This is a genomic window from Pseudomonas sp. ML2-2023-3 (assembly GCF_037055275.1).
In the GTDB taxonomy this organism is placed as follows: Bacteria; Pseudomonadota; Gammaproteobacteria; order Pseudomonadales; family Pseudomonadaceae; genus Aquipseudomonas.
In genome coordinates this window covers 75,194-101,122 of sequence record NZ_CP146343.1, presented here as the reverse complement: position 1 = coordinate 101,122, position 25,929 = coordinate 75,194, and the positions used below count along the sequence as shown (strand labels likewise).

Below are 25,929 nucleotides of genomic sequence, written 5' to 3'. Positions count from 1 at the left end.
TCAGGCGGCTATTTAGCCTGAATGATCGGCGTAAGTAAAAAGAGCAGGTGTGGCGAAGTGTCGCGCAAGTATAGCGGATGCGGGTTTTGTACTCCTCATCGGGCCAATCTGTGGGAGCGGGCTTGCTCGCGATGGCATCTGCTGGTTTTACCAAGCAGACCGCGTCGTTTGCATCGCAGGCAAGCCAGCTTGTGTCTTCAAGGTATCTTAAACTCAGAAGGGTGAGAGCAGTGGATGGCAGACTGAAAGCCAGCGGTGCTTAAAGCACGAGTGGGAGCCAAGTCGCCATCCACCTCTCACTCTGACAAGAAGCCCGAACAGTTGGATGAGCGGCAAACTCGAAATCACAAGCTAGGGATAGGTCAGAGTGCTCTCACTTCTTGAGTGTAAGAGGACTTGGCGATGATTTCCTACTACGTTGGTCTCGATGTTTCGAAAGCGACTGTGGATGTGGGGTTTCTTCCTGCAAATTACCCGCAGTTTCAGGTCAGTAATGACCTTGAGGGCTTCACTCGGCTGATCACATGCCTGAACGAGCTTGAGGTGGGGCGGATCTTGCTTGAAGCCACCGGCGGCTATGAAAGGGCATTGCTCAGAGCCTTGCGGTTGGAGGGTTTGAATGTCTTTCGCGTCAATCCCAAACGCGCTCGCGACTATGCGAGAGCTATGGGCAAGATAGCTAAAACCGATAAGATCGATGCTCAGATGCTGGCGAAGTTTGCGAGAGATTTCGAGGACTTGCCGCATGTTGAACCGAATAAGGATCGGGATGAGCTGGGCGAATTGCTCAAGCTGCGAGGCAGCTTGGTCAAGAGCCGGGACAGCGACAAGCGCCGGATGAAGCAAACCACATGCGCTAAAGCCATATCCACTTACACCGATCACATCGCTTACCTGGAGGGCCAGATCAAGTCATTGGGTAAGGAGATTGAAGATGCCTCGACCGTGCTGGATCAGGAGAAAGCCAGACGACTGAGGTCGGTGAAAGGGATCGGAGCCATCACCTGCGCAACGCTCTTGGCATTTCTTCCTGAGCTCGGAACCGTGTCGGGACGCAAGATTGCGGCTTTGGCAGGGTTAGCGCCCTACAACAACGATAGTGGCAAGAAGAGCGGCCCCAGATCAATCGAGGGCGGGCGCTATACAGTGCGTGGCGCAACCTATATGTCGACCTGGTCAATGGTCCAGCACGATCCGCAAGTCAAAGCCGAATATGAGGCTCTGCGAGCGCGAGGCAAGCTTGCGAAGGTCGCTGTTGTGGCATGCATGCGCAAGCTATTGATTCGTCTTAACGCAATGCTGCGAGATGGCACGGGTTGGAGGGAGAAGAAATCTCAGGCCCCGCATTTTGATAACAAATGAGGGGCACTTTACTGAAGCGAGGGCTTCGCCAGTAATACCGCTACGCGGTATCGCTGGCGAAGCCATGTCCGAAAGGATTATTTGAAAATAAATCCTCAATGACAGTTGCTCCCACAGGTTGGGGGCTGTTCACAACAGACAACGTTCCTGCGCCAACGCCTCCAGCACGTCCTTGGTCGTCAAAAACTCCCGATCCACCTGTGCCAACACCGGCCGCTTGAGGATCAACACGGGCACCCCGCGTTCACGGGCCACTTCCAGCTTGGGCTCGGTGGCGCTGCTGCCGCTGTTCTTGCTGATCAACACATCGATCCGGCGCTGCTCGAACAAGGCGCGCTCTTCGTCGATCAGGAACGGGCCCCGTGCGCCGATCACTTCGCAACGCTCATTGCCCGGATAGACGTCGAGGGCGCGCAAGGTCCAGAACTGCTGTTCGGGGATCTCATGCACATGCTCCAGCGGCTCGCGGCCCAAGGTGAACAGCGGGCGCTTGAAAGGCTTGAGGGCTTGGACCAGTTCGCTCCAGTGCGCCACTTCGCGCCAGTCATCATCCGGTTGCGCAACCCACGCGGGGCGGCGCAGGGCCCAGCACGGGATAGTGCTGGCGGCCGCGGCGAGGGCCGCGTTCTGGCTGATTTGCGCGGCGTAGGGGTGAGTGGCGTCCAGCAGCAAATCGATACCCTCGTCGCGAATGTACCGGGCCAGACCTTCAGCGCCGCCATAACCGCCCACCCGTACCTCGCAGGTCAGGTCCGTCGGCACCCGGCCTACACCGGCCAGGCTGTAGACATGTTGCGGGCCCAGGGTGCGGGCGATGGCCAGCGCTTCGGTGACGCCACCGAGCAACAGTATCCGCTTCATGCAAAGGCTCCTGCGTGGCCAACGATCCCGCCCTGACGGTCGATGGCAAATACTTCAACCTGCACCTGGGCAGGCACCACGCTGCGGGCAAAATCCAGTGCGTGCTGGCACACCGCATCGCCCAGCGCGATACCTGCCGCGCTGGCCATCGCCAAGGCTTGCTGGCTGGTGTTGGCCTGACGAATCGCCTCTTGCAGCGCCTGGTCTGCACCCATGTCGGCGGCCCACCGGGCCAGTTGTGGCAGGTCGATGCTGGAGTGACGGCTGTGCAGGTCCATATGCCCGGCAGCCAGCTTGCTGATTTTTCCGAAGCCGCCGCAAATGCTCAACTTATCCACAGGGACTTTGCGCAGGTGCTTGAGTACCGCGCCGACGAAGTCACCCATTTCGATCAGGGCGATTTCAGGCAGGTTGTACACCCGGCGCATGGTGTCTTCGCTGGCATTGCCGGTGCAGGCGGCGATATGCAGGTAGCCATTGGTTTTGGCCACGTCGATGCCTTGATGGATCGAGGCGATATAGGCTGCGCAGGAAAACGGGCGGACAATGCCGCTGGTGCCCAGGATCGACAACCCGCCGAGAATGCCCAGGCGCGGATTCATGGTTTTCAGGGCCAGGGCTTCGCCGTCCTGCACGTTGACGGTCACTTCAAAGCCGCCGTTGTAATTCAGCTCGCTGGCCAGTTGCTGCAAATGGTCGGTGATCATCTTGCGCGGCACTGGATTGATCGCCGGCTCGCCCACGTTCAGCACCAGCCCCGGACGGGTCACGGTGCCGACGCCGCGTCCGGCGACAAAACCGATACCCGGTTCCGGGCGCAGACGCACCCGCGAGTACAGCAGTGCGCCGTGGGTGACGTCCGGGTCGTCGCCCGCATCCTTGATGGTGCCCGCTTCGGCGCCGTCTTCGCTCAGGCGGCAGAACTCCAGGCGCATCTGCACCTTTTTACCCTTGGGCAAGGTGATTTCCACCGCGTCGTGGCTGGCGCCGCCCAGCAGCAAGCGGGCAGCGGCCAGGCTGGTGGCGGTGGCGCAGCTGCCGGTGGTCAGGCCACTGCGCAGCGGAGCGGGTTGTTCGCCGGTTTCGTCACGCATCGAGGGGTTTGGTCACGTCTAGAAGAGTAATGGGCAACGCCTGGCGCCAGGTGTCGAACTCGCCCAAGGGTTGTGCCTGGGCGATGTGGACCCGTGTCAGCTCACCGCCATGGCGCTCACGCCAGCTCATCAAGAGCATTTCACTTTGCAGGGTGACGGCATTGGCCACCAGTCGCCCGCCGGGCTTGAGCTGCTGCCAGCACGTGTCGAGCACACCTTCGCGGGTCACGCCGCCGCCAATAAAGATCGCGTCCGGGCGCTCCAGCCCTTCAAGGGCTTGCGGGGCCTTGCCACGAATCAGTTGCAAGCCGGGTACGCCCAGGGCATCGCGGTTGTGTTCAATCAATTGCTGGCGCCCGGTATCCGCTTCAATCGCCAGGGTGCGGCAGCTGGGCCAGGTGCGCATCCACTCGATGCCAATCGAGCCGCTGCCCGCGCCCACGTCCCAGAGCAATTGGCCGGGCAAGGGGGCTAGGCGGGCAAGGGTGATGGCGCGCACATCGCGCTTGGTCAGCTGGCCATCATGGGCAAAGGCGCTGTCCGGGAGCCCGCCGGTGCGTGACAGCGGCTGGGCGCTGTCGTCGGCCAGGCAGTCGATGGCAATCAAGTTAAGGGCGGCGATGGGCGGGTCGCTCCAGTCATTGGCACTGGCTTCTACCCGTCGTTCCGCCGGGCCGCCCACGTGTTCCAGCACATGCAGGCGGCTGGGGCCAAAGCCACGTTCGCGCAGCAGGGCGGCGATGGCGGCCGGGCTTTTACCGTCATTGCTCAAGACCAGCAGGCGTACGCCGCTGTGCAGGTGCGCGTTAAGGGCCGCCACCGGGCGGGCCACCACAGACAGCGTGACCACGTCCTGCAGTGGCCAACCCAGGCGAGCGGCCGCCAGAGAGAAGGATGACGGTGACGACAGCACTTGCATCTCATCGCTGGCAATCACTCGCGCCAGGCTGGCGCCGACCCCAAACAGCATCGGGTCGCCGCTGGCCAGAACGCAGACCGGCTGGCCGCGCAATGCCAGCACTGGCGCCAGGGAAAAGGGACTTGGCCACGCTTGGCGTTCGGCGCGAATACAGGCGGGCAGCAGGTTGAGCTGACGCTGGGCGCCGAACACCGTGGCTGCGCCGAGCAAGGTGCGACGCGCATTTTTGCCCAGCCCGCTAAAGCCGTCTTCACCGATTCCCACAATTGTTAGCCAGGGCGACATGCCAATCCTCTTGTTCAACGCCAAATGTTCCATCCGCCAGCGGGTCTGCATGGCCCGTGGAATCAGGCCGCATGATAGCGCAGCCTCGGGCTGCAGATGCCTTGTGCATTCATTCCGTCCGGCAGGCTTTTCATGAGGCTGTCCAAAGCAGGCATAATGCGCCACCTGCAATAGCGAATTGCCTGCTCTGGATAACCCTTTGATTTTGCCACCTGAACCTTCTGTCACGACGCCTGTGCGCCCTTCGGCGTGCCCGGGGCTACTGCGCATTGTCCAGGCGATGGATGGCGGTATCTGTCGGGTCAAGCTGGACGGCGGCTCTATTACGGCCGCACAGGCGCTCGCGGTGGCCGATGTTAGCCAGCGCTATGCCAGTGGTGTGATCGAGGCGACTAACCGGGGCAACCTGCAAATTCGAGGGGTTGGTCCGCAGCATGCCGCGTTGATCGGTCCCTTGCTGGACGCAGGGCTGGGGCCCGCCACGGCTGCCAGTGATGATGTGCGCAACCTGATGCTCAGCCCCACGGCAGGTATTGACCGGGATCTGTTGATCGATACCTGGCCTCTGGCCCATCAAGTCCTCGACAGCCTGCAAAACACGGCGCGTTTTGCCGAGTTGTCCGCCAAGTTCGCCGTGCAACTGGACGGCGGTGAAGCGCTGGCGATGCTTGAACATCATCACGACCTTTGGTTGTCTACCGTTGACCTAAATGGCCAGACGCTACTGGCCTTTGGTCTGGCAGGCTGCCCGGCACACGATCCTGCCCTGGCTGGCGTGCCCGTCGAGCACGGGCATGCAGTGGTGCTGGCGGTACTTACGCTGTTCCTCGACCTGGCCCGCCTCGAGCACATTCGCATGCGCCACCTGCTCAAAGAGCTGCCGGTCGAGACGTTTATGGCGCAGTTGGCACAGCGCCTGCCGGTACCGCTCATTGCGCTTTCGAGCTGGCGACGGGAGCCCGGCGCGGCGTCCTTGCACATCGGAACGTACCCACAACGCGACACGGAACGGGTCTATATCGGCGCCGCTCCGCCGCTGGGACGGCTGAGTGCGATCATGCTTGAGGGGTTGGCGCATCTGGCCCGGGAGTATGGTGATGGCACGTTGCGGTTTACCCCGTGGCAAAGTGTGCTGCTGCCCAACCTGCGGGCTGCAGATGCGCCAACCGTCACGCGCCAGTTACACGGGCTGGGGTTGAGCTGTGATGCGGCCCTGCCGCTGGCGCACCTGATCGCCTGCACCGGCTCCAGCGCCTGTGCCAAAGGCCTGGCCGACACCAAGCAGGATGCCCGCCAGTTGGCCGCGTTGTTGACTGCGCCCAAGACGATCCATTTGACCGGCTGCCTGCGTTCTTGCGCGGCAGCCCATGTTGCGCCGGTCACATTGCTGGCCGTGGCGCCCGGTCATTACGACCTTTATTTACGTGCCCCAGAGCAGCCGGGATTCGGTGTTCTGCGTGAGCGCAACCTTACTATTGAAGCGGCAGGCGCCTGGCTTGAGGCCCGCCAACGGAGCAACACCGATGATTGATTACATCCGCGATGGTCAAGAGATCTATCGCAACTCGTTCGCCATTATTCGTGCCGAGGCCAACCTGGACAGCATCCCGGCGGATCTGGAAAAACTCGCGGTGCGGGTGATTCATGCCTGCGGCATGGTCGACGCCATTGAAGACCTGCGCTTTTCTCCGGGTGCAGGCAAGGCCGGGCGCGATGCCCTGGCCGCTGGCGCTGCAATTTTGTGCGATGCGCGCATGGTCTCCGAAGGCGTCACCCGTACCCGCTTGCCGGCCAACAACCCGGTGATTTGTACCCTGCGTGAAGAAGGCGTGCCCGAACTGGCGCTGGAAAAGGGCAACACCCGCTCGGCCGTGGCCCTTGAGCTGTGGCGCCCGTATCTGGAAGGCAGTGTGGTGGTGATCGGCAACGCGCCCACCGCGCTGTTTTACCTGCTGGAAATGATCGACGCAGGCGCGCCCAAACCAGCGCTGATCCTGGGCTTCCCGGTGGGGTTTGTTGGCGCGGCTGAGTCCAAGGCCATGCTGGCGGCAGACAGTCGCGGCGTGCCGTTTGTGATCATGCAGGGCCGCCGTGGCGGCAGCGCGATGGCCGCCGCCGCGGTCAATGCACTGGCAACGGAGATCGAATAATGACGCAGCCAGGACGTTTGATCGGTCTGGGCGTTGGCCCCGGGGACCCGGAGCTGATTACCGTTAAAGCCTTGCGCCTGCTGCGTGAGTCGCCGGTGGTGGCGTACTTCGTCGCCAAGGGCAAAAAGGGCAATGCCTTCGGCATCATCGAAGCTCATCTGCAAGACGCGCAAACCCAGATGCCGCTGGTGTATCCGGTGACCACTGAAGTGTTGCCCGAGCCATTGTCGTACGAGCAGGTGATCAGCGATTTTTACGATCAGGCTGCCGTCGAAGTGGCCGTGCATCTGGACGCCGGTCGCGATGTGGCGGTGATCTGCGAAGGCGACCCGTTCTTCTATGGTTCCTACATGTACCTGCACGACCGTCTGGCCCAGCGTTTTGAAGCGCAGGTAGTGCCGGGCGTGTGCTCGATGCTGGGTGGCGCCTCGGTGCTGGGCGTGCCGCTGGTGTATCGCAATCAGAGCCTGTCGGTGCTCTCGGGCGTGCTGCCCCATGACGAACTCAAGTCGCGCCTGGCGGTTGCCGATGCGGCGGTGATCATGAAACTGGGCCGCAACTTTCATAAAGTGCGTGAAGTGCTGGGTGAACTGGGGCTGGCCGAGCGTGCGCTGTATGTCGAGCGCGCCACCATGAGCAATCAGAAAATCGTCCCGCTCAACGAAGTGGAACCGATGTCTTCGCCGTACTTCTCGCTGATCATCGTGCCCGGCGAACGGTGGCAGGGATGAGTCGTCCAGCGCCAGCCATTGTCATTCTGGGCAATGGCAGCCTGAATACCGCGCAGCGTATTCAACAGTGCTATCCCGAGGCGCTGATTTACGGTCTTGCAGGGCGGGTTGAGGACGTTGATCGCGGTTACAGCGATTTTGGCGCCACCCTGCGTGAGCTGTATCAACAGGGCACACCGATTATTGCGCTGTGCGCGGCGGGGATTGTGATCCGCACGCTGGCACCGTTGTTGCTGGAGAAGGGCGCCGAGCCGCCGGTACTGGCCGTGGCCGAAGACGCCAGCGCGGTGGTGCCGCTGCTGGGCGGGCTGGGTGGCGTGAATGATATGGCCCGCAATATCGCTGCAGGCCTGGGTATTGCCCCGGCAATTACCACCAGTGGTGAGCTGCGTTTTGGCACCTGCCTGCTCAATCCGCCAGCGGGTTATGCGCTGGGTGATCTTGAGCTGGGCAAGCGCTTTGTCTCGGACCTGCTGGCGGGCGAGTCGGTGCGGATCGAAGGGGATGCGCCATGGCTGGCCAGCGCTCAACTGCCTGAAAGTCAGCAGGCACGGCTGGCCATTCATATTGGCAGTGCCGAACGTGAACCGGCCGCCGACGAACTGCTGATCTATCCCCGTAATGTGTTGGTGAAAGTGGCTGCTGAAGTGTTGCCACAGGCCATTCGCCAGGCCTTGCATAACGCGAAGCTGGCGTGGCAATCACTGGCGTGCATCGTCGCCGACGATACCTTGATGGCCAGCGCGCAATTGCGTGAAACAGCCCTTGAACTGGCGGTGCCCCTGCGCTTTGTCAGCGCGGGTGAGCCGGTAGTGCCTGCTGTCTGGCGCGAGGTGGGCAATGACATGTCCCTGGGCGTTGCCCCCGCGCCATTGGACCCGTTGCAGCTGGGTCGGGCCCGTGGCCGTCTGGCCGTGATCGGCCTGGGCCCTGGCGCCGCCGAGTTGATGGTGCCTGCGGTCAAGGCCGAGCTGGCGCGGGCCAATGATGTGTTGGGCTATGAGACGTATGTGCGCATGGCCGGCCCGTTTCGCGACGATCAGGTGATGCATTGCACCGACAACCGCGAAGAAATGCAGCGCGCCCGCCACGCCTTCGAGCTGGCGGCTCAAGGTCGTTCGGTGGTGGTGGTGTCTTCGGGGGATCCGGGGGTGTTTGCCATGGCGGCGGCCGTGCTTGAGGCCCTGCACGAGTCCACGGACCCGCAGTGGCACAGCGTTGACCTGGAGATGTTGCCGGGGGTGTCGGCCTCGCTGGCCACGGCGGCGCAGGCGGGAGCGCCGTTGGGGCATGACTTCTGCGTGATGTCGCTGTCGGACAACCTCAAGCCGTGGAGCATCATTGAAAAGCGCCTGGACCTGGCCGCTGAGGCGGATCTGGCGCTGGCGTTCTACAACCCGATTTCCCGTTCGCGCCCGTGGCAGCTGGGTGTGGCGCTGGATATCGTCAGGCGCCATCGCACGGCGCAAACACCGGTGGTACTGGGACGCGATATCGGTCGTCCGGGGCAGACCCTGCGGGTGACTACCTTGGGCGAACTGACGCCGGATCAGGTGGATATGCGCACGATGGTGCTGGTGGGGTCGTCGACCACCTGCACATTCCCGCGGGTCGATGGCACGCAGTGGGTGTACACGCCGCGCTGGTATGGCGAGAAACCCTGACAAAAGCCTGTAGTCGCTGAGGAGCGGAGCGAGGCTGCGAGGGGTTGCGCAGCGACCCTGCTTGAAGGTCCTTCGGCCCTTATCGCAGCCTGCGGCAGCGACTACACGTGTTGTTCAGGCCTTGGAAATCAGTCATTTCGTACGACGTTTCGCTTTCATTCTCGTGAAACATCCGAGAAGATTCCGCTCGCTTGCGCCTGTCCATTTCGGGGAATAGTCTCGGCCAATCGCTGCAAAATCAGCGATCGGGTTTAGTAGCCCGGCTTTAGTGTTTGGCGCAAGGCGCCACCTTTTCGAGGCGCTTTTTTACGGCCTGCGTTTTATGGTGGCCGTGCGCAGGGTGCCCTCGGGCACGCCGGTTCCCAAACACGCCGGTCTACTAACCTGTGCACGGCTGCCACCCATTTGTTTAGTAGCGAAAAGTGGCAGCTCCCTTAACGTGTTTGGAGTTAAGCCATGAAAAAAATCACCCCCGATCCCCCTGCTTTACCCCTCGATGCTGCTGACAGTCACGACCCGTTGCTGGATCGTGCCGCCGTCGAACGTGCGCTCAATTATTACCTGCAAAACCATAAGCCTCAACGCCCCATGGGCACGGCCATGCTGGCCATCCCGCACAGTGTCAATTCAGAAGCGGCTTTGGCCCAGGCGTCAGACTTGTTGCGCTGTGCGGCTGCCTGCGCGAATGAGGCGGGGAATGGCTTGAGCGGGCCTGCGCGCGATTTGGTGTTGTCGGTCATGCACCTGGTGGAGCTGGCCAAGGGGTATGTCGACACGTCGCTGGACACGCTGGCAACGCACTAAGGCAGCACGCGCCTGATTGGCGACAGGCGCGTCATTGTCAGGGAACCATGTAGCCCCGGATCCCGGTGAAGATGATCTGGGCCGCCAGGGCGCAGACAAACAGGCCCATCAGGCGACTGACGATCTGCAGCCCCTGTTCGCCCAGTATCCGTTCGATTCGGTTGGAGAGGTAAAGCACCACGCCAACCGTCAGGCTCGCCAGCGCAATACTGGTGATCGCCATCAGCTTGTCGTCCCAATGGGGCTGACTGACCCCCATGACCAGCAACGCACCAATGGTGCCGGGGCCGACGGTCAGCGGAATGGTCAGCGGAACTATGGTCACGTCTTGCTGCACGTTGTCGGTCTGGACGGCCGATTTACCCTGGGCCATGCCCAGTGCCGAAATAAACAGCACGCTGCCGGCACCGATGCGGAAGGCGTCGACGGTAATGCCAAACACATTGAAGATCGCGCGCCCAAACAGGTACAGCAGTACGCTGGAGATCAGCGTTGCCAGCGCCACCTTCCAGGCCAGGCGACGGCGTTCCTTGTTCGAGTAACCCCGGGTCAGGCTGATAAAGCACGACAGCACGAAAAACGGGCTGTAGAGCACCAGCATCTTCAAATACACACTGAACAGCATATGAAGCATGGTCTTGGCTCATATCGAAGGGGGGGCGCCCGAAAGTCTATCAGGGGATCGGCTGTCTGTTAGGACAGTTGTGCCGTGGATTGACGCAACTCACGTTGTTCAACCCAAAACTCCACCAGTTCTCGCAGTTGCGACAGTTCTACGGGTTTGGACATGTGGCCGTCCATGCCGGCCTGACGGGCGCGCTCCTTGTGTTCGGTGAGGATGTGCGCGGTCAATGCGACCACCGGGGTGCGTATGCGCTGATGGCTGACTTCCCAGGCGCGCAATTGCTCCGTGGCTGAGAAACCGTCCAGCACGGGCATTTCACAGTCCATCAGCACCAGATCGTATTGCCGGGCTTTCATGGCTTTGAGTGCTTCTTCACCGTTGCAGGCGGTGTCCGGGTTCAGGTTGAGCTTGCCCAGCATGCCGCGAATGACCTTGGTGGAGATGTTGTTGTCTTCGGCCACCAGGATGCGAAAGTCATTGGGCACTGAAACAGGCACGGCGGCGGGGCCGTTGGCGGTGGTGTGCGCGGTGGCATGGCCCTTGTTGCGTTGGGTCAGCTCATCGGCCAGGGTGGTTTTGAGGGTGTAGCCGGCCACCGGTTTGGCGAGGATGCGTTTGATCCCGCAGTTGCGTGCAATGATCTTGCTCGGTGCGTTGCTGATCCCCGTGAGCATGACCAGCAGGATGTCGTGGTTCAGGCTCGGGTCTTCCTTGATTTTGGCGGCCAGTTGCATGCCGGTCATGCCGGGCATGTTCTGGTCCAGCAGCACGATGTCGAAGTAATCACGCAAGTGAGCCTTGGTGCGCAGCAAGGCCAGGGCTTCCTTGCCCGATGCCGCAGCACTGACATTCAAACCCCAGGCGCAACATTGCTGTACCAGCACTTTGCGGCAGGTGTCATTGTCGTCCACCACCAGCACCCGTGCGCCCTTGAGCGGGCTGTCCAGGTCGGAAGTCGGGTGCTCAAGGTGTTGCGGGTCCAGGGGCAGTGTCAGCCACAGGTTGCTGCCGGTGGTTTGTCCGGGCTTTATGCCGAATTCACCGCCCATCAACATGATCAGCTGGCGAGCGATTACCAGACCCAGATGGCCCCCCAGGCGGGTCGCGGCGAGGAAGTTCTTGCTGTGCAATTCGGCGTGCAACAGGGCATCACGCTCCTGTTCATCCATCGGTTGGCCAGAGTCCTGAATGGCAATGCGCAGTCGCGGCGGGCCACTGCGTTCCTCCAGTGCGACAACGATGAGGATCTCGCCCTCGTCAGTCTTTTTCAGGGAACTTTCGAGCAGGCTCAGCAGTGTTTGGCGCAAACGCGTAGGGTCACCGCTGATGACCCGTGGCACTTGTGGCTGGATAAAACTGATGAGTTCGACGTTCTGCTGTTCGGCCTTGGTGCGAAAAATACTCAGGCAGTCTTCGATCAGGGCATTGAGATCGAATTGCACGTCATCAAGCTCGATTTGCCCCGATTCGAGCTTGGAAATATCGAGGATTTCGTTAATCAGTGTCAGCAGTTCGTTGCCCGCGCTGTGGATGGTCTGGACGTAGTCACGTTGCTTGACCGACAGCGGCGTGCCCAACAGTAGCTCGGTCATGCCCAGCACCCCGTTCATGGGGGTGCGGATTTCATGGCTGATCTTGGCCAGAAACTCGGCCTTGGCATTCACTTCGGCATTACTGGCGGCCAGCTCGCGGCTAATACTGAATTGGGCCTGAGTAATGCTGCGGTTGCGCTCGCTCAGGGCGATGCTCATCAGCAACCCGCTGATGCAGATGATCACCATCAGGGCCAGGACCAGCTCCTGCGGCGCGATGAGGGTCAAGCCCAGCAACGCGGGGAGAATCACCAGGGTGCCGATGTTGAAAATCACCATCGCCATGACAAACATGCGCGCGGGCCGATAGCCCTTTTGCCAGTGGTAGACCGAGACGGCCAGGATGCTGACGCTTGCCAGTCCGACCAGGGCGTAGGTCATCACGTTCAGCGGCAGATTATCGATAAACAGGAGCAACAGGCCGCCGAGGCCGATGATCAGGATATCCAGCAGCAGCAGCTTGTGCAGCCGGTGCGCACCACGGGTCGAGAAAAAGCTGTAGGTAAACATCAGCCCGCAAGGGGCTGTCAGCAGCAGCGTCAGGTACGCGCCGGGGGTCTGGATGGCGTGCCAGTCAGGGAGCCAGGGGTCCAGCAGGTTCAGGAACAGCGCCGAACTGGCCATCAGCAGGATTTCACAGATGGCCAGCCACAGGCTGCTGGGCGAACGGCTGAAGGCGAAGCGAATAAGGTTGTGCAGCAACAGCATCGACATGCAGCCCAGCAGCAAGCCATAGAGCAAGGGCTTGGTCTGGTTGGCAGCCAGCATGACGGCAGTGTCGAGGGTAATGTGGGGGCGCAACTGATGGTCCGAGACCATGCGCAGGTAGACATCCAGAGGTTGTGAGCTTTGGGGCAGGGGCAGCAGGTAGTCGCTGCTGGGCACGGGCTTGCTGTTGATGGGTAATGCCGTGCCGGTGTTGGTCTGGCTGATCAGTTTTTGATCATCGAAGACATACATGTCGAGGTTTGCCAGATCGGGGGCGAATATCCGCAGGATCTGTTCATGCTTGTCGGGTTGCAGGTGTACCCGCAGCCACAGGGCTTCGCCGGGTTCTGCAGCGGCTATTCGGTCGAGTTCGACAGGGCTGAACTGGCTGGATAGCCGGGGTGAGCGCACATCACTCAGTTGCAGGGTAGCCTGAGGGTCTGGCAATACAGACCAGCTGGTACCTGATGCAGCCTGCACAGGCATCATGCCGAGCACAGAGCCCAGCAACGTGATGGTAAAAGCTATGGCGATCCTGAGCCAGCGCACGGCGAAATCCCTTCGTAAAGTGAAGCCAGATGATAACTATGCGCGGGCCTGGAATAGTTAGGCAAGGGCAGGCAGCCCCCGCCTATCTATGTGGATTGCTTATTCCTGGTCGTCACCGCGTTCGCGTGCAATGGCTCGGTAGCCAATATCGTTACGGTAGAAGCAACCTTCCCACTCGATGGCCTTGGCCAGTTCGTAGGCCTTGTGTTGTGCCGCTTCAACGGTGTCACCCATTGCGGTTGCGCACAGTACTCGGCCACCCGAGGTTACGACTTCACCGGCTTGATTAAGTGCCGTACCTGCATGGAAAACCTTGCCTTCCAGCTTGGCTGCGGCATCCAGACCGTGGATGACCGTGCCCTTGGCGTAATCGCCAGGGTAGCCACCGGCAGCCAGGACGATGCCCAGGCTTGGGCGCGGATCCCATTGCGCTTCAACCTTGTCCAGCGCCTGGGCCAGTGCGGCCTCAACCAGCAGAACCAGGCTCGATTGCAGACGCAGCATCACCGGTTGGGTTTCAGGGTCGCCGAAGCGGCAGTTGAACTCGATGACTTTCGGGTTGCCGGCTTTGTCGATCATCAGGCCTGCGTACAGGAAACCGGTGTAGACGTTGCCTTCGTCAGCCATGCCGCGCACGGTAGGCCAGATCACCAGATCCATCACGCGCTGGTGAACGTCGGCGGTCACGACCGGGGCAGGGGAGTAAGCGCCCATGCCGCCGGTGTTCGGGCCGGTGTCGCCATCGCCAACACGTTTGTGGTCCTGGCTGGTGGCCATTGGCAGAACGTTCTTGCCGTCGACCATCACGATGAAGCTGGCTTCTTCGCCGTCGAGGAACTCTTCGATCACGACCCGTGAACCGGCTTCGCCAAAGGCGTTGCCTGCGAGCATGTCGCGTACGGCGTCTTTGGCTTCGGTCAGGGTCATGGCGACGATTACGCCTTTACCTGCGGCCAGGCCGTCGGCCTTGATCACGATCGGCGCGCCGACTTTCTGCAGATAAGCCAGAGCCGGTTCGATTTCAGTGAAATTCTGGTAGTCGGCGGTCGGGATCTTGTGGCGTGCCAGGAAGTCCTTGGTGAACGCCTTGGAGCCTTCCAGCTGAGCAGCGCCGGCGGTAGGGCCGAAGCAGTCCAGGCCACGGGCGCGGAACAGATCTACCACACCGGCTACCAGAGGTACTTCCGGACCCACGATGGTCAGGGAGACATTCTTCTCGGCGAAATCTGCCAGCTGCTCAAGGGCCAGCACGTCGATGGCGACGTTCTCGCATTTGGCTTCAATGGCGGTGCCGGCGTTGCCCGGGGCAACGAATACTTTAGCGACACGTGGGTCCTGAGCTACTTTCCAGGCCAGTGCGTGTTCGCGGCCACCGCTGCCAATGATCAAAACATTCATTTCAAAAACCTCGGATGACGCTGAATTCTGGTGAGCACCGCAACCTGAGCCTGTAGTCGCTGCCGAAGGCTGCGAAGGGTTGCGAAGCAACCCGTTATCTCAGGCTCCCTGCAAATCCCATCGCAGCCTTCGGCAGCGACTACAGGGTTGCGGTGCGCTCAAAAGTGATTAGTGACGGAAGTGGCGCATGCCGGTGAACACCATGGCAATACCGGCTTCGTCTGCAGCTGCAATCACTTCGCTGTCACGCATCGAGCCGCCCGGCTGGATCACCGCAGTGATACCGGCCTTGGCCGCGTTGTCGATGCCGTCACGGAACGGGAAGAAGGCGTCCGATGCCATGACGGCACCCTGTACTTGCAGACCGGCGTGCTCGGCCTTGATCGCGGCAATACGGGCCGAGTTTACGCGGCTCATCTGGCCCGCGCCGACACCGATGGTCTGACGGCCCTTGGCGTAGACGATGGCGTTGGACTTCACGTACTTGGCTACTTTCCAGGCGAAGATCAGGTCGTTGATCTCTTGCTCGGTCGGTGCGCGCTTGGTCACGACTTTCAGGTCTTCGCTGCCGATCATCTCGATGTCACGGCTTTGAACCAGCAGGCCGCCGTTGACGCGCTTGAAGTCCCAGGCCGGGGCGCGATCTTCGCTCCACTGGCCGCAGGCCAGCAGGCGCACGTTGGCTTTGGCCGCGACGATGGCGCGGGCTTCCTCGCTCACGGACGGGGCGATGATCACTTCAACGAACTGACGCTCAACAATGGCCTTGGCCGTTTCGGCGTCCAGTTCACGGTTGAAGGCGATGATGCCGCCGAACGCCGATTCGGTATCCGTGGCGTAAGCCAGTTCGTACGCCTGGCGGATGCCGCCTTCAGCGTCCGGGCTCACGGCTACGCCGCACGGGTTGGCGTGCTTGACGATCACGCAAGCCGGTTTGACGAAGCTTTTTACGCATTCCAGCGCGGCGTCGGTGTCGGCCACGTTGTTGAACGACAGTTCCTTGCCTTGCAGCTGGGTTGCCGTCGCGATGCTGACTTCGGTCGGCTTGGCTTCAACGTAGAACGCCGCTTTCTGGTGCGGGTTCTCGCCGTAGCGCATTTCCTGGGCCTTGATGAACTGGCTGTTGAAGGTGCGCGGGAACAGGCCGCGGTCTTCGGTGCTCAGTACTTCAGCGGCCTGGTTCACGGTGCCCAGGTAGTTGGCGATCATGCCGTCGTAGGCCGCGGTGTGTTCAAACGCCTTGAGCATCAGGTCGAAACGCTGTGCGTAGGTCAGGCCACCGGCCTTGAGGTTTTCCAGAACGTTGGCGTAATCGCTGGCATTCACCACGATGGCCACGTCTTTGTGGTTTTTTGCAGCCGAACGGACCATGGTCGGGCCGCCGATGTCGATGTTCTCGATGGCGGTCGGCAGGTCGCAGCCTGGCTTGGAGATGGTGGCTTCGAACGGGTAGAGGTTAACGGCTACCAGGTCGATCGGCTTGATGCCGTGCTCGCTCATGATGTCGTCGTCGATGCCGCGACGGCCCAGAATGCCACCGTGGATTTTCGGGTGCAGGGTTTTCACCCGACCGTCCATCATTTCTGCAAAGCCGGTGTAGTCCGCCACTTCAACGGCGGCTACGCCGTTGTCTTGCAGCAGCTTGAACGTACCGCCAGTGGACAGGATCTCGACGCCGAGGGCTTCCAGTTCACGGGCGAAATCAAGGATTCCGGTTTTGTCGGAAACGCTGATTAGAGCGCGGCGGATCGGCAGGCGGGTAGTCTGATCGGTCATCTCGATTTCCATCAAAAGCAAAGGAGTCAGCAAAAAAGGCGGCCTGTTTTATCAGGACGCCTTTCAGGTTTGATTGAATGCTTACAGCAGATCGTACTGTTTGAGCTTTTTGCGCAAGGTGCCGCGATTGAGGCCCAGCAGCTCGGAGGCCTTGGTCTGGTTGCCCTTGACGTAGTTCATGACGCACTCGAGAAGGGGAGCCTCGACTTCGGAAAGTACCAGGTTGTAGACGTCCGTGACTTCAGCGCCCTCCAGGTGGGCGAAATAATTGTGCAGCGCCTTTTCGACACTCCCGCGAAGGGTCTGGCCTTCTTCGCTCGGTGTATTGAGGTGCTGTTTCAAGTTGACGTTGTCGCTCACGGGCGTTGTTCCACTCACTAATGTCTCGGTCATCATCGTCATGCGGCCACCCATCCTTCGTCCCCTGTTACCAGGCTCTTGTGTCGTTCGGCGAAAAACGCCTGAACGTTGGCGCATTGTGCTTCCGTATCTTCTAAACGATTGAAGTGGGCGCGAAACTCCTTGGCGCCCGGCAAGGTTGCCAGATACCAGCCGACATGCTTGCGGGCAATGCGTACGCCCAGCACCTCCCCATAGAAGGTATGCAATGCAGTCAGGTGCTCCAGCAGAATACGTTCCACTTCACTCAACTGCGGTGCCGGCATCAGTTGCCCGGTGCGCAGAAAGTGATCAATTTCGCGGAAAATCCAGGGCCGCCCTTGAGCCGCCCTGCCTATCAATAGTCCGTCAGCCCCGGTCGCGTTCAACACGTGCAGGGCCTTGTGGGGTGAATCAATGTCGCCGTTGGCAAAGACCGGTATCGACACCGCCTGCTTGATCGCGGCAATGGTGTCGTACTCGGCTTCGCCGGTGTACAGGTCGGCACGGGTTCTGCCGTGCACCGCCAGAGCGGTAATGCCGGCCTGTTCGGCGATCTTTGCCACCGTAATGCCGTTCTTGTTGTCCCGGTCCCAGCCGGTACGGATCTTCAGGGTAACCGGCACATCAACCGCAGCCACGACGGCCTGCAGGATCTCGTTTACCAGTGCTTCATCTTTTAGCAACGCGGAGCCGGCGGCCTTGTTGCAGACCTTTTTTGCCGGGCAACCCATGTTGATGTCAATTATCTGTGCGCCCAGTTCCACATTGGCCCTGGCGGCGTCTGCCAGCATTTGCGCGTCACCGCCGGCGATCTGTACCGAGCGTGGCTCGGGATCACCGTCGTGAATCATGCGCAGGCGCGATTTGCGGCTGTTCCAGAGACTCATGTCACTGGTGACCATTTCCGAAACAACCAGGCCTGCACCCATCCGTCGACAAAGCTGACGAAAGGGCTGGTCGGTGACACCCGCCATAGGGGCGAGAATCAAACCGTTGTGCAATGTATATGGGCCGATGCGTACCGCCGACATAGGACTTCCCTGTTGTGGGGCCGGATCTTGGGAGTTCGAAAAAGGGTTGGCATGATACCCGCTCTCGATGACTGGTTAAAGACGCAATTGGATGAATTTTGAACAATTAGCCGCAAGACACAAACCGCAAGCGGCAAGTGGGGGGCTAAGAGCCCGGCACTTGCCGCTTGCGGTTTGTCACTCAAAGCGTAGCGCGGTTATTCGGGCGAGTGAAAGCTCAGGCTGTAGTTCACGGCCTTGGGACCCGGGTCGAGGATGTCCAGCGCAATATGGATGGGGGTTTGCGGGGGCATTTCGGCTTTTGACAAATCCCCGGTCAGGTATTCGCCGGGTTTAAACCGACGACTGGCAATCATTTTGCCGTTGAGGTCGGCAAAACGCAGTTCCAGTAACGGGAAGGGCTGGGAGAACGGTGCGCGGTTGTAGAGGATGGCATCCACCACCAGCGCTCCGGTGAACTCGGGATGGCTGCGCACCACCAGATTGCTGCTTTTGATGCGGTCGATATCGACTTTGGACGGCACCGTGCAGCCGATCTGCGGACACAGTTGCTGGAAGATCGGACGGTATTGATCCTGGCGTGCCAGCTCGTCGAAGTGGTTGGCAATGTACTGCCCGGCCAATGCCGCCGCGGCCAGCAATACCAGCAAGGTCCAGAGCAGGCGCTTGCCCCAGGGGGTACGGCGCTTCTGCCAGTCCAGGTGCAGCGGATCGTCGACCAGATCCATCAACGGATCTTCGCGCATGGCTGGCTCGCTGCGCTTGCGCTTGTCTTTGCTGACCGGCGCAGGTTCAGGGAGCTCGTCGTCATCGTCATCGGTCGCCGACAGGCGCTCGCCCGGCAGCGGCGGCTCAAGGTCGTCGTCCAGCGAAAGCTGGAGCGGCGGTGTGTCGTCCGGTTCGTCGAGATCCAATGACACTGACGGTTCGGTACGCCCTGTCTTGGAGAGCTCTACGGCTTTTTCGGCATCCTTGGCCGTCTCGGCGCGGTCGGCTGCAGATTCACTGAACAGGCTGTCAGACCATTCGTTTTCTTCAGCGTCATTGCTTTCGCGACGAGCACTCAGTGAGCTGCTTTTGGGCGTGTGGGGCTGGCCGAAGCTTTTGCTGGGCTGTATTTCACGCTCTTCGAGCTTGGCCAGCTCTTCGTCCAGATCCAGATGGTCGAGGTCCATCGCGTTGGCCTGCCACGGTGCCGGGCTGGCCGGCACAGGTGTGGCAGGGGCCTGGACGGGTGTCGGCTCGATTACTTCGGGCGCGGCAACGGCAGGTGTCACCACGGCGGGCGGCTGCTCTGTTTCAGTGCTCTGGTTCAGCAGTTGCTGTGCGGCATTGAACACTTGCAGGCAGGCGCCGCAGCGCACCACTCCGCGAGCCATGCCCAATTGGGCGTGGCGCACGCGAAAGCTGGTTTGGCAATGTGGGCACTGGGTAACGAAGCTATCGTTCATGCGGCCATCCGGATTGAGCAGGCGTGCATTCTAGCGCCGACGGCCACTGATGCGCACCCAGCCATCGCGATTGGCAATCGGATCCAGATCGAAGTCCTTGGCGTACGCCGCAGCCACTTCTTCGCCCTGTTCGGCGAGGATGCCCGACAGTGCCAGGCGGCCACCCGGCTTGACCAGGCTCGACAATTGCGGTGCGAGGGATACCAGCGGGCCTGCCAGGATGTTGGCAACCACCACGTCGGCCTGAACCTGTGGCAGGTCTTCAGGCAGGTACAACGGGAACAGTGCTTCGGCGACATTGTTGCGCCCGGCGTTATCGCGGGAGGCTTCCAGCGCCTGCACGTCGATATCGGTGCCGATGGCTTCCCTGGCGCCCAGCAGCAGGGCGGCAATGGCCAGAATCCCCGAGCCGCAGCCGAAGTCCAGCACGTTGCAGTCTTTCAAATCCTGGCCGTCGAGCCATTCCAGGCACAGTGCGGTGGTCGGGTGGGTGCCGGTGCCGAACGCCAGGCCCGGATCGAGCAGCAGGTTGACCGCATCAGGTTCCGGGGCTGCGTGCCAGCTTGGCACGATCCACAGGCGCTGGCCGAAGCGCATCGGATGGAAGTTGTCCATCCAGCTGCGCTCCCAGTCCTGGTCTTCGATGACTTCGGCGTGGTGCTCAGGCAGTGGCGAGCCGGTGAGCAGTTCCAGATGGGACAGCACGAGGTCGGCTTCGGTGCCGCCTTCGAACAATGCCAGCAAATGGGTGTGCGACCACAGGGGGGTGGTGTTGAGTTCAGGTTCGAAAATCGGTTGATCTTCGGCGTCCATGAACGTCACAGAAACGGCACCGACTTCGAGGAACGCGTCTTCGTAGGTTTCGGCTTGTTCCGGGCTGATGGCGAGGCGTACTTGCAGCCAAGGCATGGCGGGCACCTTTGAAAAATAGGAGTGTGCAGCCGGTCGGGCTGCGAGAAGCGCGCAAGTTTACGCGAGCGGGCAGGCAGGGGGGTAATCAAAAACGATGAAAAGCGATCACGGCTGCGCAGCCCATCGCAGCCTCGTACCTCGTCAGCGACTACAGGTATTGCAAGCTCAGAAACAACAAAGCCGCTCGAAAGCGGCTTTGTTGATCGGATGACAAACTTACTGGTTAGCCAGTTTGTGTTCCAGGTAGTGAATGTTGACGCCGCCTTTGCAGAAGCCTTCGTCATTCACCAGGTCGCGGTGCAGCGGGATGTTGGTCTTGATACCGTCGACCACGATTTCGTCCAGGGCATTGCGCATGCGCGCCATGGCTTCGTCACGGGTCGAACCCCAGGTGATCAGCTTGCCGATCAGGGAGTCGTAGTTGGACGGAACCTTGTAGCCGCTGTACAGGTGCGAATCGACGCGAACGCCGTTGCCGCCCGGAGCGTGGAAGTGCTTGACCATGCCAGGGCTCGGCATGAACGTCGCAGGGTCTTCAGCGTTGATCCGGCACTCCAGCGAGTGACCGTGAATGTTCACGTCAGCCTGGGTGAAGGACAGCTTGTTACCGGCTGCGATGCTCAACATCTCTTTCAAGATGTCGATGCCAGTAACCATTTCAGACACCGGGTGCTCTACTTGCACACGAGTGTTCATCTCGATGAAGTAGAAGCGACCGTTTTCGTACAGGAACTCGAAAGTACCCGCGCCACGGTAGTTGATGTCGACACAGGCTTTTACGCAGCGAGCCAGAACTTCAGCGCGTGCGGTTTCGTCGATGCCCGGTGCCGGTGCTTCTTCCAGCACTTTCTGGTGACGACGTTGCAGCGAGCAATCGCGGTCGCCCAGGTGGATCGCGTTACCCTGGCCATCGGAAATGACCTGAACTTCCACGTGACGTGGGTTGGTCAGGTATTTTTCGAGGTAGACCATCGGGTTGCTGAACCAGGCGCCGGCTTCTTCGCGGGTCTGCTTGGCAGCTTCGATCAGGTCTTCTTCACGGTGTACAACGCGCATGCCACGGCCACCGCCGCCGCCTGCTGCCTTGATGATCACCGGGTAGCCGACTTCACGGCCGATGCGCAGTGCGGTTTCTTCGTCTTCAGGCAGCGGGCCGTCAGAACCTGGAACCGTAGGTACGCCTGCAGCGATCATGGCGTGCTTGGCCGAAACCTTGTCGCCCATCAGGCGAATGGTGTCGGCTTTCGGGCCGATGAAGGCAAAGCCGGATTTCTCGACTTGCTCGGCGAAATCGGCGTTTTCAGCCAAAAAGCCGTAGCCCGGGTGAATCGCCGTGGCGCCGGTCACTTCAGCGGCCGCGATGATGGCCGGAATGTGCAGGTAAGACAGGTTGGCCGGTGCCGGGCCGATGCAGACGGTTTCGTCTGCCAGACCCAGGTGCATCAGCTCTTTGTCGGCAGTGGAGTACACCGCGACGGTCTTGATCCCCATTTCCTTGCACGCCCGCAGGATGCGCAAAGCAATCTCGCCACGGTTGGCGATCAGGACTTTTTCCAGCTTCTGAGGCTTCAGCATCGTTGGCTCCCCGCGGTTCAAACGATGGTGAACAGCGGTTGGTCGAACTCAACCGGCTGACCGTTTTCGACCAGGATGGATTCGATAACGCCGGCTTTTTCAGCCGTGATGTGGTTCATCATTTTCATCGCTTCAACGATGCAAATGGTGTCGCCAACCTTGACGGTCTGGCCAACTTCAACGAAGGCAGGCGAGGTTGGAGCCGGGGTGCGGTAGAACGTACCGACCATTGGCGACTTGACCACAAAACCGTTCAGTTTTGGTGCAGCAGGCGCTTCGGTCACGGTGGCAACCGGAGCAACAGCAACGGGAGCCGCGGCTGGAGCTTGTTGCATTGGTGCCGGTGCGTAGAACTGCTGAGCTGGAGTCTTGCTGTGACGGCTGATGCGTACGGACTCTTCGCCTTCTTTAATTTCCAGCTCGTCGATGCCGGACTCTTCCAGCAGTTCGATCAGCTTCTTAACTTTACGGATATCCATGAATCGTCAACTCCCAATGGGTCTGTCAGGGGCGTTTAGCTTGTAGTTCAAGCTGTTCCAGGGCGGCCTCCAAGGCCAGTCGATAACCGCTGGCGCCAAGGCCGCAGATCACACCTACCGCAACGTCGGAGAAGTAGGAGTGATGGCGGAAAGGTTCGCGTTTGTGCACGTTAGACAAATGCACTTCGATGAATGGGATGCTCACCGCCAGCAGCGCGTCACGTAATGCCACGCTGGTGTGGGTAAAAGCCGCCGGGTTGATCAGAATAAAGTCCACGCCTTCGTTGCGGGCAGCGTGTACGCGGTCGATCAATTCATACTCGGCATTGCTTTGCAGGTAGAGCAAATGGTGGCCGGCATCACGGGCTCTCTGTTCCAGATCCTGATTGATTTGCGCCAGGGTAGTTGCGCCGTAGACGCCCGGCTCGCGGGTGCCAAGCAGGTTCAGGTTGGGGCCGTGCAGTACCAGAAAAGTCGCCATCTGCTGTTCCTTATTATCTATGTGCAGTTGTCAGTGCCGGGCGACTATGCCGAAAAGCGGATTCGCTGTCCAGTTAACTGCAATAGCCAGCACGATGACCGATGTTCGCGAAAAGTTTGTGACCGGTGCTCTAGATCTGGTCATTCGCGATAGCGACACGTTCGGCGAAGTCTGCGGCATTGATCTCGCCGATGACCCGCTGGTCACTTTTTTCGGCGCCGTTTTTTCCGAAGAACATCAGCGCTGGCGGGCCGAACAATGAGTAGTGATCGAGCAGGGCACGTTGCTCGGCATTGCTGGCAGTGATATCGAAACGCACCAGCCGATAACCTTTGAGCAGATCGACCACGCGGGGGTTGTTCAACACTTCGTGCTCGATCACTTTGCAACTGATGCACCAGTCGGCGTACCAGTCCAGCAACAGTGGCTGACCAGCGGCCTTGGCCTGAGCCAGTGCGCTGTCCAGCTCGGCCGGGGTGCTGACGGTCAGCCACTGGTCGGCCGGTTGGGCGCTGGCGGTCACTGCCGTGTTTGCGGGTTGCGACTGGCCGATGGGGTTGAACGGATCACTTTGACCGCTCAGTGCGCCGTACCAGCAGGCCAGTCCATAGACCAGCAAAAACAGCCCGAGTAACTGGGCCAGACGCTGGCGCGGGGCTTTAGCGGTAAATTCCAGGGTGCCGAGAAACACGCTCACGCCCGCCGCCAGCGCACCGATCAGAAGCAAGGTCACGGGCCCCGGCAATACGCGGCTGAGCAAGCCAATGGCCAGGCCGAGCAGCAGCACGCCAATGGCGTTTTTCACATTGACCAGCCAAGGCCCGCTTTTCGGCAGCCAGGCCGCGCCACCGGTGGCGACCAGCAGCAGCGGCGCACCCATGCCCAGACCGAGGGCGAACAGCTTCAAGCCACCCCCCAGCGCATCGCCACTGGCACTGATATAGAGCAAGGCCCCGGCCAGCGGAGCCGACACGCAAGGTGACACCAGCAGGCTGGAGACCACGCCCAGCACGGCGGCTCCCCACAGCGAACCACCCTGAGTGCGATTGGCCACGCGATCGAGGCGATTGCTGATGGCTTGCGGCAATTTCAGCTCAAACACGCCAAACATCGCGAGGGCAAAAACCCCGAAAAACAGGGCAAATGGCACCAGTACCCACACCGATTGCAGGCGTGCCTGCAGATTGAGCTGAGCCCCGAACAGGCCCATCAGGGCGCCCAGCAAGGCAAAGCACGCAGCCATCGGCAGCACGTAGGCCAGTGACAGGCTGAAACCGCGCAAGCCGCCGACCTGGCCCCGCAATACCACGCCGGACAGAATCGGCAGCATCGGCAAGACGCAGGGGGTGAACGTCAGGCCAATACCTGCGAGGAAAAACAGAGCCAGTTCGCGCCAGTTCCACGATTTTTCGGGTTGGCCGGTGGCAGGGGGGGCGGTGCCCTCGATGGTCAGTCGCTCGGTTTCAGGCGGGTAGCACAGGCCCTTGTCGGCGCAGCCCTGGTAGGTAACCACGAGGGTGAAAGGGCGCGAATCGTTGGCCGGGCGTGGGATATCCACATCGAGAATGCCGTGATAGACCTCGACGTTGCCAAAGTATTCGTCGTGTTTTGCTTCGCCGGGAGGCAGTTGCGCGGCGCCCAGGGCGATGTCGGCGGGTTCGGTCTTGAAGGCGAACTTGTGCCGATACAGGTAGTAGCCTTCGGTGGGGACAAAGCGCAGCTTTATCGACTCGGGTGTACTGCTGATCAGGTTGAGCTTGAACGCTTCGCGAACCGGCAAGAAGTCGCTGCTGTTATTGATTGCACCCAGGGTCGCACTGGGTCGGTTATCCAGTAACCCCGCGCCCAGGGCGGGCACGGCAAACAGCAAACACAGAAGCAGAAACAGGCGGCGCATAGGAATCTCGCAAGTCGAACGTGCGGGCATGATAGCGCGGTGCATGGGTATGTGTGTGGGAGCGGGTTACACCCGAAACGCCTGCACCGCGGTGTTGAGTTCTGACCCCAGCGTCAGTAGCTGCTGGCTCTGGTCGCGGGCAATGCCGATGCGTTGCAGGTTTTCGTCCCCCAGCACGTGAATGCGCTCGCTGTGATCGCGAATCTCGCTGACGGCGCCCGTTTGTTGTGCCGTGACGTCGGCAATGCGCACGGCGGTGTCTGAGATGGTTGCAATCGCCCCGACAATCTCATCCAGGGCACCGTCCGCGTCCTGGGCTTGCTGGGCGGTGGCCTGGGCGTGGGTCACTTGCGCACGGATGCCCTCGACCGATTGGCGGGCGGCCAGTTGCAGCCCACCAATGAGTACCTGTATTTCGTTGGTCGCACCCGCAGTACGTTGCGCCAGGGAACGCACCTCTTCGGCGACCACCGCAAAGCCACGGCCCATTTCACCGGCGCGGGCAGCCTCGATGGCGGCATTGAGCGCCAGCAGATTGGTCTGGTCCGCAATGGAGCGAATCACGGTCAGGACCCCGCCGATGGTGGCCGATTCTTCTGCAAGACGTTCGATGGTCTGCGCATTGCCTTGCACTTCTCCCACCAGGGCGTGCAGCCCGGTCAGGCTCTGGCCGATCACCCGTTGCCCTTGTGCCACGGCCAGCCCGGCGCTGCGACTGGCGTCGGCGGCCTGGCTGGCATCGCCAGCCACCTGAGAAATGGTGGCCTCCAGCTCACCCAGTGCGTCGCGGATTTGCGCGGTATCACCTGCCTGGCGTTGTGCGCCGCTGTGCAGTCCCGTGCTCAGTTCGGCCAGGGTCTGGCTGCTGCCGGCAACCTGCTCGGCATTCAGGCGCAGGGTGCCCACCAGATTCACCAGATAGCTGCGCAGCCGGTTGAGTGATGATTCGATGTCGCGCAATTCCCGGTTGGTTTTGCCCAGCTGAATGTCGCGGCTGAAGTCACCCTCGGCCCATGTCGAAAGCAGTGGTGCCAAATACGTCAGCACCCGCGCCAGTTTGCGTTGCAGGGTGTCGATCAGCAGCGCAATCAGCAGGATCAGGCCAATCATCAGTCCCTGAATCAACCGCACTTCGTTCTGGATCTGCCCGTGTTCGGCGCGTACCACCGGCTCCAGCCCGGCGATGGCCTGCTGCACTGCATCG

Annotated in this window: 22 protein-coding genes; 6 read left to right on the top strand and 16 right to left on the bottom strand. The window is 60.8% G+C overall.

Annotated elements, in window-relative coordinates; translation table 11 throughout:
* The first annotated feature begins 402 nt into the window (after positions 1 to 402).
* Complete coding sequence (locus V6P94_RS00420; protein WP_338648853.1) at positions 403 to 1,362, top strand: transposase; 960 nt, start codon at positions 403 to 405, stop codon at positions 1,360 to 1,362.
* A gap of 129 nt (positions 1,363 to 1,491) precedes the next feature.
* On the opposite strand, the gene V6P94_RS00415 is transcribed toward V6P94_RS00420, so the two are convergent.
* From V6P94_RS00415 to cbiE, 3 genes are read right to left on the bottom strand one after another with little or no spacing between them, the layout of a single operon-like run.
* Positions 1,492 to 2,223 (bottom strand): cobalt-precorrin-6A reductase, encoded by a 732-nt coding sequence (locus tag V6P94_RS00415; RefSeq protein ID WP_338648852.1) that lies wholly within the window; start codon positions 2,221 to 2,223, stop codon positions 1,492 to 1,494.
* Positions 2,220 to 3,317: a cobalt-precorrin-5B (C(1))-methyltransferase gene (locus V6P94_RS00410; protein WP_219262798.1), complete on the bottom strand. Its 1,098-nt coding sequence runs from the start codon at positions 3,315 to 3,317 to the stop codon at positions 2,220 to 2,222. Before V6P94_RS00410 ends, V6P94_RS00415 begins: the two co-directional genes overlap by 4 nt.
* Positions 3,310 to 4,521, bottom strand: a complete 1,212-nt coding sequence (gene cbiE / locus V6P94_RS00405; RefSeq protein WP_133078760.1) for a precorrin-6y C5,15-methyltransferase (decarboxylating) subunit CbiE — start codon at positions 4,519 to 4,521, stop codon at positions 3,310 to 3,312. Before cbiE ends, V6P94_RS00410 begins: the two co-directional genes overlap by 8 nt.
* A 199-nt stretch (positions 4,522 to 4,720) precedes the next feature.
* Here cbiE and cobG point away from each other — a divergent pair, with 199 nt between their 5' ends.
* From cobG to V6P94_RS00380, 5 genes are all read left to right on the top strand, one after another.
* Entirely contained in the window at positions 4,721 to 6,052 is a 1,332-nt protein-coding gene (gene cobG / locus V6P94_RS00400) for a precorrin-3B synthase (protein ID WP_405046725.1), read from the top strand.
* The gene (locus tag V6P94_RS00395; RefSeq protein WP_046810051.1) at positions 6,045 to 6,671 is read left to right on the top strand and encodes a precorrin-8X methylmutase; all 627 of its coding nucleotides are present in this window, start codon (positions 6,045 to 6,047) and stop codon (positions 6,669 to 6,671) included. The genes cobG and V6P94_RS00395 overlap by 8 nt, the downstream gene beginning before the upstream one ends.
* Positions 6,671 to 7,402, top strand: a complete 732-nt coding sequence (locus V6P94_RS00390; protein WP_133078762.1) for a precorrin-2 C(20)-methyltransferase — start codon at positions 6,671 to 6,673, stop codon at positions 7,400 to 7,402. The genes V6P94_RS00395 and V6P94_RS00390 overlap by 1 nt, the downstream gene beginning before the upstream one ends.
* Positions 7,399 to 9,066, top strand: coding sequence for a precorrin-3B C(17)-methyltransferase (gene cobJ, locus V6P94_RS00385; protein WP_219262802.1), 1,668 nt, complete (start codon positions 7,399 to 7,401; stop codon positions 9,064 to 9,066). Before V6P94_RS00390 ends, cobJ begins: the two co-directional genes overlap by 4 nt.
* Before the next feature lie 456 nt (positions 9,067 to 9,522).
* Positions 9,523 to 9,870: a DUF6124 family protein gene (locus tag V6P94_RS00380; RefSeq protein WP_338648851.1), complete on the top strand. Its 348-nt coding sequence runs from the start codon at positions 9,523 to 9,525 to the stop codon at positions 9,868 to 9,870.
* A gap of 37 nt (positions 9,871 to 9,907) precedes the next feature.
* On the opposite strand, the gene V6P94_RS00375 is transcribed toward V6P94_RS00380, so the two are convergent.
* From V6P94_RS00375 to V6P94_RS25035, 13 genes are all read right to left on the bottom strand, one after another.
* A complete protein-coding gene (locus V6P94_RS00375) occupies positions 9,908 to 10,504 on the bottom strand; it encodes a MarC family protein (RefSeq protein ID WP_133078765.1) in 597 nt (198 codons plus the stop codon).
* A gap of 59 nt (positions 10,505 to 10,563) precedes the next feature.
* Positions 10,564 to 13,344, bottom strand: coding sequence for a hybrid sensor histidine kinase/response regulator (locus V6P94_RS00370; protein WP_133078766.1), 2,781 nt, complete (start codon positions 13,342 to 13,344; stop codon positions 10,564 to 10,566).
* 99 nt (positions 13,345 to 13,443) lie between these two features.
* Positions 13,444 to 14,742, bottom strand: a complete 1,299-nt coding sequence (gene purD / locus V6P94_RS00365; RefSeq protein WP_338648850.1) for a phosphoribosylamine--glycine ligase — start codon at positions 14,740 to 14,742, stop codon at positions 13,444 to 13,446.
* A gap of 168 nt (positions 14,743 to 14,910) precedes the next feature.
* On the bottom strand, positions 14,911 to 16,518 hold the full coding sequence (purH, locus tag V6P94_RS00360; protein ID WP_219262804.1) for a bifunctional phosphoribosylaminoimidazolecarboxamide formyltransferase/IMP cyclohydrolase: 1,608 nt from the start codon (positions 16,516 to 16,518) through the stop codon (positions 14,911 to 14,913).
* Positions 16,519 to 16,599: 81 nt separating this feature from the next.
* A complete protein-coding gene (fis, locus tag V6P94_RS00355) occupies positions 16,600 to 16,920 on the bottom strand; it encodes a DNA-binding transcriptional regulator Fis (RefSeq protein WP_003439210.1) in 321 nt (106 codons plus the stop codon).
* Positions 16,917 to 17,930 carry a tRNA dihydrouridine synthase DusB gene (gene dusB / locus V6P94_RS00350; protein ID WP_133078769.1) on the bottom strand — a complete coding sequence of 338 codons (1,014 nt, stop codon included), beginning with the start codon at positions 17,928 to 17,930 and terminating at the stop codon, positions 16,917 to 16,919. The genes fis and dusB overlap by 4 nt, the downstream gene beginning before the upstream one ends.
* 197 nt (positions 17,931 to 18,127) lie before the next feature.
* Positions 18,128 to 19,381 carry a DUF3426 domain-containing protein gene (locus V6P94_RS00345; protein ID WP_219262805.1) on the bottom strand — a complete coding sequence of 418 codons (1,254 nt, stop codon included), beginning with the start codon at positions 19,379 to 19,381 and terminating at the stop codon, positions 18,128 to 18,130.
* A gap of 30 nt (positions 19,382 to 19,411) precedes the next feature.
* Positions 19,412 to 20,290, bottom strand: coding sequence for a 50S ribosomal protein L11 methyltransferase (gene prmA, locus V6P94_RS00340; RefSeq protein WP_133078771.1), 879 nt, complete (start codon positions 20,288 to 20,290; stop codon positions 19,412 to 19,414).
* Between the two features lie 219 nt (positions 20,291 to 20,509).
* On the bottom strand, positions 20,510 to 21,868 hold the full coding sequence (gene accC / locus V6P94_RS00335; RefSeq protein ID WP_133078772.1) for an acetyl-CoA carboxylase biotin carboxylase subunit: 1,359 nt from the start codon (positions 21,866 to 21,868) through the stop codon (positions 20,510 to 20,512).
* A gap of 17 nt (positions 21,869 to 21,885) precedes the next feature.
* On the bottom strand, positions 21,886 to 22,347 hold the full coding sequence (gene accB / locus V6P94_RS00330) for an acetyl-CoA carboxylase biotin carboxyl carrier protein (RefSeq protein WP_019826877.1): 462 nt from the start codon (positions 22,345 to 22,347) through the stop codon (positions 21,886 to 21,888).
* Between the two features lie 25 nt (positions 22,348 to 22,372).
* Positions 22,373 to 22,828: a type II 3-dehydroquinate dehydratase gene (aroQ, locus tag V6P94_RS00325; RefSeq protein WP_048360251.1), complete on the bottom strand. Its 456-nt coding sequence runs from the start codon at positions 22,826 to 22,828 to the stop codon at positions 22,373 to 22,375.
* Between the two features lie 130 nt (positions 22,829 to 22,958).
* The gene (locus V6P94_RS00320; RefSeq protein WP_133078773.1) at positions 22,959 to 24,725 is read right to left on the bottom strand and encodes a protein-disulfide reductase DsbD; all 1,767 of its coding nucleotides are present in this window, start codon (positions 24,723 to 24,725) and stop codon (positions 22,959 to 22,961) included.
* A 66-nt stretch (positions 24,726 to 24,791) separates the two neighbouring features.
* Positions 24,792 to 25,835, bottom strand: coding sequence for a methyl-accepting chemotaxis protein (locus V6P94_RS25035; RefSeq protein WP_405046744.1), 1,044 nt, complete (start codon positions 25,833 to 25,835; stop codon positions 24,792 to 24,794).
* Between the last annotated feature and the right edge of the window lie 94 nt (positions 25,836 to 25,929).